This is a genomic window from Mesorhizobium sp. M7A.F.Ca.US.006.01.1.1 (genome assembly GCF_003997935.1).
Taxonomy (GTDB): domain Bacteria; phylum Pseudomonadota; class Alphaproteobacteria; order Rhizobiales; family Rhizobiaceae; genus Mesorhizobium.
In genome coordinates this window covers 26,634-34,186 of sequence record NZ_RZQL01000042.1, presented here as the reverse complement: position 1 = coordinate 34,186, position 7,553 = coordinate 26,634, and the positions used below count along the sequence as shown (strand labels likewise).

The 7,553-nt window shown below is 63.6% G+C and carries 7 protein-coding genes; 1 reads left to right on the top strand and 6 read right to left on the bottom strand.

Going from position 1 to position 7,553, the window contains the following annotated elements:
• Nucleotides 1-79 precede the first annotated feature (79 nt).
• The 6 genes from EN943_RS10340 to EN943_RS10315 form a co-directional block, all read right to left on the bottom strand.
• A complete protein-coding gene (locus tag EN943_RS10340) occupies nt 80-964 on the bottom strand; it encodes a F0F1 ATP synthase subunit gamma (RefSeq protein ID WP_127261419.1) in 885 nt (294 codons plus the stop codon).
• A gap of 31 nt (nt 965-995) precedes the next feature.
• A complete protein-coding gene (gene atpA / locus EN943_RS10335) occupies nt 996-2,525 on the bottom strand; it encodes a F0F1 ATP synthase subunit alpha (protein WP_023811756.1) in 1,530 nt (509 codons plus the stop codon).
• Nucleotides 2,525-3,085, bottom strand: coding sequence for a F0F1 ATP synthase subunit delta (locus EN943_RS10330; RefSeq protein ID WP_127412528.1), 561 nt, complete (start codon nt 3,083-3,085; stop codon nt 2,525-2,527). Before EN943_RS10330 ends, atpA begins: the two co-directional genes overlap by 1 nt.
• Before the next feature lie 246 nt (nt 3,086-3,331).
• Nucleotides 3,332-3,727: a DUF4345 family protein gene (locus tag EN943_RS10325; protein WP_013529034.1), complete on the bottom strand. Its 396-nt coding sequence runs from the start codon at nt 3,725-3,727 to the stop codon at nt 3,332-3,334.
• A 95-nt stretch (nt 3,728-3,822) separates the two neighbouring features.
• Nucleotides 3,823-4,518 carry an aspartate/glutamate racemase family protein gene (locus tag EN943_RS10320; RefSeq protein ID WP_127412527.1) on the bottom strand — a complete coding sequence of 232 codons (696 nt, stop codon included), beginning with the start codon at nt 4,516-4,518 and terminating at the stop codon, nt 3,823-3,825.
• 54 nt (nt 4,519-4,572) lie between these two features.
• Nucleotides 4,573-6,756 carry a primosomal protein N' gene (locus EN943_RS10315; RefSeq protein ID WP_127412526.1) on the bottom strand — a complete coding sequence of 728 codons (2,184 nt, stop codon included), beginning with the start codon at nt 6,754-6,756 and terminating at the stop codon, nt 4,573-4,575.
• A gap of 90 nt (nt 6,757-6,846) precedes the next feature.
• Here EN943_RS10315 and fsa point away from each other — a divergent pair, with 90 nt between their 5' ends.
• Nucleotides 6,847-7,503, top strand: a complete 657-nt coding sequence (gene fsa, locus EN943_RS10310) for a fructose-6-phosphate aldolase (RefSeq protein ID WP_127412525.1) — start codon at nt 6,847-6,849, stop codon at nt 7,501-7,503.
• Nucleotides 7,504-7,553: the final 50 nt, after the last annotated feature.

Here is a 7,553-nt window from a genome sequence, read left to right as displayed (position 1 = left end):
TTTCGCCTTCGTCTTTACCCTTTTTCGTCCTTTGTTTCTCACGCGGTCCGGTCGCGGGCGAAAACCCCGCGAACCGCGCCTAGAGCGCCTCGGCGCCCGAAATGATTTCGATCAGTTCCTTGGTGATCTGCGCCTGCCGCTGGCGGTTATAGGTGATCGACAGCTTGTTGATCATGTCGCCGGCGTTGCGCGTCGCATTGTCCATGGCGCTCATCTTGGCACCCATTTCGCCGGCCACGTTTTCGAGCAGCGCCCGGAAAACCTGCACGGAGATGTTGCGCGGAATGAGGTCAGAGAGGATTTCGCCCGGCTCCGGCTCATATTCATAGACAGCGTTGCCGCCATCGATCGCCTCGGCCGGAGCCGAAGCAACGCCCGCTGGAATGATCTGCTGCGCGGTCGGGATCTGGCTGATCACCGACTTGAACTGCGAATAAAACAGCGTGCAGATGTCGAAGCCGCCCTCATTGAAGAGGTGGATGACCTTCTTGGCGATCGCATCGGCATTGACGAAGCCGAGTGTCTTGACCTCGCGCAGGTCGACGCGGTCTATGATCATCGAGGCATAGTCGCGGCGCAGGATGTCGAAACCCTTCTTGCCGACGCAGATGATCTTGACCTGCTTGCCGTCCGCCAAAAGCTTGCGGATGTGGTCGCGGGCAAGGCGGGCGATCTGCGAATTGAAGCCGCCGCACAGGCCGCGCTCGGCGGTGCAGACGACGAGCAGATGCACGTCGTCCTTGCCTGTGCCGGTCATCAGCGCCGGGGCATCGCCGCCGCCGCCGATTGCCTGGGTGATGTTGGCCAGAACGGAACCCATGCGCTCCGAATAAGGGCGCGCCGCTTCCGCGGCCTCTTGCGCACGGCGCAGCTTCGCCGCGGCGACCATCTGCATCGCCTTGGTGATCTTCTGCGTCGCCTTGACCGAGGCGATACGGTTACGAAGGTCTTTTAATGAAGGCATGCTTCAAACCTGATCCCGTCTTGCAATTCGCTCAGGCGAAGGTCTTGGCGAAAGCGTCGATCTCGGCCTTCAGCTTGGCGCGCAGATCGTCCGACAGCGCCTTTTCCTTGCGGATGGCATCGAGGACGTCCTTGCCTGCCGAACGCATGTGGCTGAGCAGGCCATGCTCGAACTTGCCGACCTGGTTGACCGGCAGCTTGTCGAGATAGCCGTTGACGCCGGCGAAGATCACCGCGACCTGCTCTTCCGTCTTCAGCGGCGAGAACTGCGGCTGCTTCAGGAGTTCGGTCAGGCGCGATCCGCGGTTGAGCAGGCGCTGCGTGGCGGCGTCGAGATCCGAGCCGAACTGCGCGAAGGCCGCCATTTCGCGGTACTGCGCGAGCTCGCCCTTGATCGAGCCGGCAACCTGCTTCATCGCCTTAATCTGCGCGGCCGAGCCGACGCGGCTGACCGACAGACCGACGTTCACCGCGGGACGGATGCCCTGGAAGAACAGGTTGGTTTCGAGGAAGATCTGGCCATCGGTGATCGAGATCACGTTGGTCGGGATGTAGGCCGACACGTCGTTGGCCTGTGTCTCGATGATCGGCAGGGCGGTCAGCGAGCCACCACCCAGATCGTCGTTGAGCTTGGCGGCGCGCTCGAGCAGGCGCGAGTGCAGATAGAAGACGTCGCCCGGATAGGCTTCGCGGCCCGGAGGGCGGCGCAGCAGCAGCGACATCTGGCGATAGGCGACGGCCTGCTTCGACAGATCGTCATAGCTGATCAGCGCGTGCATGCCATTGTCGCGGAAATATTCGCCCATGGTGGCGCCGGCGAACGGCGCCAGGAACTGCATCGGTGCCGGATCGGAAGCGGTGGCGGCGACGATGATCGAGTATTCGAGCGCGCCGCGCTCTTCCAGCACCTTGACGAACTGCGCGACGGTCGAGCGCTTCTGGCCGACGGCGACATAGACGCAGTAGAGCTTTTCCTTCTCGGGGCCGTTGTCGTGCACCGATTTCTGGTTGAGCATCGTGTCGAGGATGATGGCGGTCTTGCCGGTCTGGCGATCGCCGATGACCAGCTCGCGCTGGCCGCGGCCGACCGGGATCAGCGCATCGATGGCCTTGAGGCCGGTTGACATCGGCTCGTTCACCGATTTGCGCGGGATGATGCCGGGCGCCTTGACGTCGACGCGCTTGCGCTCGACTGCCTTGATCGGGCCCTTGCCGTCGATCGGATTGCCGAGCGCGTCGACGACGCGGCCGAGCAGGCCGGGGCCGACGGGGACGTCGACGATGGCGCCGGTGCGCTTGACGATGTCGCCTTCCTTGATGTCGCGGTCGGCGCCGAAGATGACGACGCCGACATTGTCGGCTTCGAGGTTGAGCGCCATGCCGCGGATGCCGCCGGGGAATTCGACCATCTCGCCGGCCTGGACATTGTCGAGGCCGTAGACACGGGCGATACCGTCACCGACGGACAGCACCTGTCCGACTTCGGAGACCTCGGCCTCCTTGCCGAAATTCTTGATCTGGTCTTTCAGAATTGCGGAAATTTCCGCGGCGCGGATGTCCATCAGCCGACCTCTTTCAGTGCAAGCTTGAGCGAATTGAGTTTGGTTTTGAGCGACGTATCGATCTGGCGCGAGCCCATCTTGACCACCAGCCCGCCGAGCAGCGACGGATCGACGGTGACGGAGATGGCCACGTCCTTGCCGGCAACACTCTTCAGCGCCGCCTTGAGTTCGGTCTGCTGGGCAGCCGTCAGCTCGTGAGCCGACGTCACTTCAGCAGCGGTCTCGCCACGATGTTCGGCTGATATCTGGCGGAACGCCCTGATCATACCGGGAATGGCGAACAGCCGGCGGTTGCGGGCGACGACGCGCAGGAAATTTCCGGTGAGGCCGGTGATCCCGGCCTTGTCGGCGATCGCCGCAATGGCCTTCGCCTGGTCCTCGCTGGAGAACACCGGGCTGTTGATCAGCCGGGTGAGATCAGCGCTGCCCGCGAGCATGGCTTCGAAGCTGTTGAGGTCGGCTTCGACCTTGGCCACGGAATTTGCCTGCAGGGCGAGTTCGAACAGCGAACCCGCATAGCGTTCTGCGACACCTGAGATTGGCGATGACGATTGAGCCACGGACCGTCTTTTCTCTTGTCTGACAGGCCGTAGATTGTTGGCGCGAGCAAAAACTCTGGCTAAATCTTTGACCTTACTGCATTTTTTCGAGCACGGAGGCGCGGCTTCCGCTATCCCCGGCCGAAAGTCGATTGCCGTCTAGCACAGGCATTTTAAGACCGCAATGCGTCGTTCCGCATGGTTTTCAGGCACTATTGTCGCATCCGGCGAAAGTCACCCGTCTTCCATCGCGGAATACCCAACGATTCAAGGCAGAAAGCCGAAGGCAAAGGCGAGCGGTAACGCCGCCAGCACCAATTCCAGCACAATGGAAACCCAATTGAAAGGCGTGTTGGCGCCATCCGACATCATCGACAGCAGCCGGCCGAAGGCGGTGAACAGCCAGGAAAAGCCGAGCGCCATGTAGATCAGCGGCTGCGCCAGCAGGATACAGCACAGGCCGACGCCGAGATAAAAGCCCGACATCCTGCCGCGCCCCTCGGCGATCGCAGCAGCCTTCTCTGGCTTGACCTGCAGGCGCAGGGCACGAAAGGCGAGCCCCGGCGCCAGGAAGAACAAAAGACCGAGCAGCACGGTGAAGACGGCGCTCGACCAGGCCAGCCATTCGCCTTGGCTCGTCGGCCATGGAAGCGCAAAATCCATACTGTCCCCTCGAAATGCCTGTTTTGAAATTCCGGGCATTCTAGCGAAGGAAAAACCCCACGCCAGATGGCTCCCGGCACTTTAGGAAAAGCACATCAACCGAGCGCGAATTCCACAGCCGCCTCGGCATGAATGCGCGTCGTGTCGAAGACCGGAATGTCGAAATCCAGCTGGCCTATGAGCATGGTGATCTCGGTGCAGCCCATGATGACGCTGTCGGCCGCCTCTTCGCGGCGCAGGCGCTCGGTCTCGGTGATATAGGCCGCCTTTGAAGTCTCCTTGACGATGCCCTGGCACAACTCGTCGTAGATGACGCGATGGACCATGTCGCGCCCGGCACTATCGGGTACGACAGGGTTCAAGCCAAATCTGTCGGCGAGCCGGCCCTTGTAGAAATCCTGCTCCATGGTGAAGCGCGTCGCCAGCAGCGCCGGACGCTGCATGCCGGCGCGCTTGACCGCCACCGCGGTGGCATCGGCTATGTGGATCAGCGGGATCGACACCGACGCCTGCACTTGGTCGGCCAGTTTGTGCATGGTGTTGGTGCACAAAAGCAGACCCTCCGCGCCGCCGGCCTCGAGCTTGCGTGCGGCTTCGACGAGAAGCACACCGGCGCCATCCCAGTCACCATGATGCTGCCGCTCGGCGATCTCGGCGAAGTCGAACGACCACAGAAGCAGTTTCGCCGAATGCAGCCCACCCAGCCGCTCGCGCACGATCTCGTTGAGCAGGCGATAGTAGATGGCGGTGGATTCCCAGCTCATGCCGCCGAGAAGGCCAAGGGTTTTCATATGATATTCCGTTCCTCGCTCGCTTGCGGGCAACTTATCGCTGAAAGCGTGACCTTACAAAAAGCTCTGCGGGTCGATGTCGACCTGCACCCTGACAGAACCGCGCTGCTTCGGCCCATTGGCCAGCATGGCTCTGATGAAACCCTGCATGTCGGCGCGCCGTTCGCCCTGGATCAGCAGACGGAACCGGTGACGGCCGCCGAGCAGTGACAACGGCGCCTCCGCCGGGCCGAGCACGAACAAATCTGTCGCCTCGGGCGCGGCGCGGCGCAGGCCGCGTGCATGGCCCTCGGCTTCCGCTCGCGTCACCGCGCTGACGATGACGCCGGCCAGCCGGCCGAAGGGTGGCAGGGCCGCGCGTTCACGCTCGGCAATCTCGCGCTCGTAAAAGGCCTCGGCGTCACCGGAGACGATCGCCCGCATCACCGGGTGGTCGGGCTGAAAAGTCTGCAAAAGGCCAAGGCTCTTCTTGCCGGTGCGGCCGGCGCGGCCGGTGACCTGACTGAGCAGCTGGAACGTGCGCTCGGCGGCGCGCGGATCGCCATTGGCAAGTCCGAGATCGGCGTCGACGACGCCGACCAGTGTCATGTTGGGAAAATTATGGCCCTTGGCGACGAGCTGCGTGCCGATGACGATGTCGGCCTCGCCATCGGCGATCGCCTCCAGCTCCAGCCGCAGCCGCCGCACGCCGCCCATCAGGTCCGACGACAAGACGATGGTGCGCGCGTCGGGAAAATGCGTAACGACCTCTTCGGCGATCCGCTCGACGCCCGGTCCGCAGGCGACCAGATGATCGAGCGTGCCGCATTCCGGGCAGGCTTCGGGGCGGCGCTCATTGTGCCCGCAATGATGGCAGACGAGCTGACCGCGAAAACGGTGCTCGACCAGCCAGGCCGAGCAGACGGGGCAGCCGAAGCGATGACCGCAGACCCGGCACAGCGTCAGCGGCGCATAGCCGCGCCGGTTGAGGAACAGCAGCGACTGCTCCTGCCTCTCCAGCGTCTGGCGCATCTGGTCGAGCAGCACCGGCGACAGGAAACCGCCTCGCGCCGGCGGCGCGCGCCGCATGTCGACCGCCTTCAGATGCGGAAGCGCCGCCTCGGCGAAGCGAGCGGAGAGCACGGCCCTGTTGTATTTACCCTGGCTCGCATTGACCCGGCTTTCGACCGATGGCGTCGCCGATGCCAGCACCACCGGAAAGCTGCCGATATGGCCGCGCACCACGGCCATGTCGCGCGCATTGTAGAAGACGCGGTCCTCCTGCTTGTAGGCAGGGTCATGCTCCTCGTCGACGACGATCAGGCCGAGCTCCTTGAACGGCAGGAACAGCGCCGAACGCGCACCGGCGACGACCCGCACGCCGCCTTCCGCCACCTGCCGCCAAACCCGCTCGCGCATCCGCGGCGGCAAGTCGGAATGCCATTCGCCCGGCTTGGCGCCGAAGCGCTGCTGGAAGCGCTCGAGAAAGGCATGCGTCAGCGCGATTTCCGGCAGCAGGATCAGCACCTGCCTGCCTTGGTCGAGCGCAGCCGCCACCGCCTCGAAATAGACCTCGGTCTTGCCTGATCCGGTGACGCCGTCGAGCAGCGCGACGTTGAACACGCCGGCTGCGACATTGGCGCGCAACATCTGCGCCGCAGCGCTCTGGTCAGGCATCAGTTCCGGTATGGCGTAGCTGGAATCGGGCGCGGCCACCACCGGGCGCGGCGGGATCATCACCGTCTCGAACACGCCTTGTGCCCTCAGGCCGTCGATCACCGTCGACGACACGCCTGCGGCGTGGGCAAGGCCGGATCGCGTCCAGGCGAGCCCGCCTTCGGCCGTCTCCAGCACGCGCTGCCTGGCGCCCGTCATCCTGTCGGGTGCGAGAAGCGTGCGCTGCAGCCCCTCGATCCACGGTTCGGGGTCGAAAGCCTCCGATGCCCTGAGCAGCATGCGCGCAACCATGCCTGGAGGCGACAGCGTGTATTGCGCCACCCAGTCGACGAAACGGCGCATCGCGCGGTCGATCGGTGGGCAGTCGAAGACCTGTTCGATGGGGCGCAGCTTTTTCGCGTCGACTTTCTCGACCGCGCCGTCCCAGACGATGCCGGCGACCTGGCGCGGCCCGAGCGGCACGCGCACGATCGAGCCCGGCACCACGCGCATGCCGGCCGGCACGGCATAGGTGTAGGGGCGTTCGGCAGGCATCGGCACCAGCACCGGTGCGGCTGCGACAAAGGGCGAATCTTCGATCATGAGGCGTGACCTTGCCCTGACTTTGGTCTAGATCAAAGGCCGACCACGAATGTGCATGACATGCACGTGAAAATCTTCAGGAGACCCGCCATGAAATTTTTTGTCGACACCGCCGACGTCAAGGACATCCGTGAGCTGAACGATCTGGGGCTGCTCGACGGCGTCACCACCAATCCGTCGCTGATCCTCAAATCCGGCGGCAAGATCGCCGATGTCACCAAAGAGATCTGCAACATCGTCAAGGGTCCGGTCTCGGCTGAAGTCACCGCCACCGAATATTCCGAGATGATGCAGCAGGCCAAGGTTCTGGCCAAGATCGCCGACAATGTCTGCATCAAGGTGCCGCTGACGCTCGACGGCCTCAAGGCCTGCAAGACGATCCGCACCGAGATGAACCGCCTGGTCAATGTCACCCTGTGCTTTTCGGCCAACCAGGCGCTGCTGGCGGCCAAGGCCGGCGCTTCGTTCATCTCGCCTTTCGTCGGCCGCATCGACGACATCGGCATCGACGGCATGGAGCTGATCCAGGAGATCCGGCAGATCTACGACAATTACGATTTCCAGACCGAGATCCTCGTTGCTTCGGTGCGCACCGTGAATCACGTCAAGCAGGCGGCGCTGATCGGCGCCGACGTCGTAACCGTGCCGCCGGCGACGCTGAAGGCACTGGTCAAGCACCCGCTGACCGACAAGGGCCTGGAACAGTTCCTCGCCGACTGGGCCAAGACCGGCCAGTCGATCGGCTGAGTTGGCGATCGGCTGAGGCCAATGCGCTTGTAATGAAAAAGGCCGGGCAA

Excerpts from the sequence above, each read along its gene's own strand:
- atpA (WP_023811756.1), bottom strand. The coding sequence starts at position 2,525 with ATGGACATCCGCGCCGCGGAAATTTCCGCAATTCTGAAAGACCAGATC.
- EN943_RS10340 (WP_127261419.1), bottom strand. The coding sequence starts at position 964 with ATGCCTTCATTAAAAGACCTTCGTAACCGTATCGCCTCGGTCAAGGCG.
- fsa (WP_127412525.1), top strand. The coding sequence starts at position 6,847 with ATGAAATTTTTTGTCGACACCGCCGACGTCAAGGACATCCGTGAGCTG.
- EN943_RS10325 (WP_013529034.1), bottom strand. The coding sequence starts at position 3,727 with ATGGATTTTGCGCTTCCATGGCCGACGAGCCAAGGCGAATGGCTGGCC.
- EN943_RS10320 (WP_127412527.1), bottom strand. The coding sequence starts at position 4,518 with ATGAAAACCCTTGGCCTTCTCGGCGGCATGAGCTGGGAATCCACCGCC.
- EN943_RS10315 (WP_127412526.1), bottom strand. The coding sequence starts at position 6,756 with ATGATCGAAGATTCGCCCTTTGTCGCAGCCGCACCGGTGCTGGTGCCG.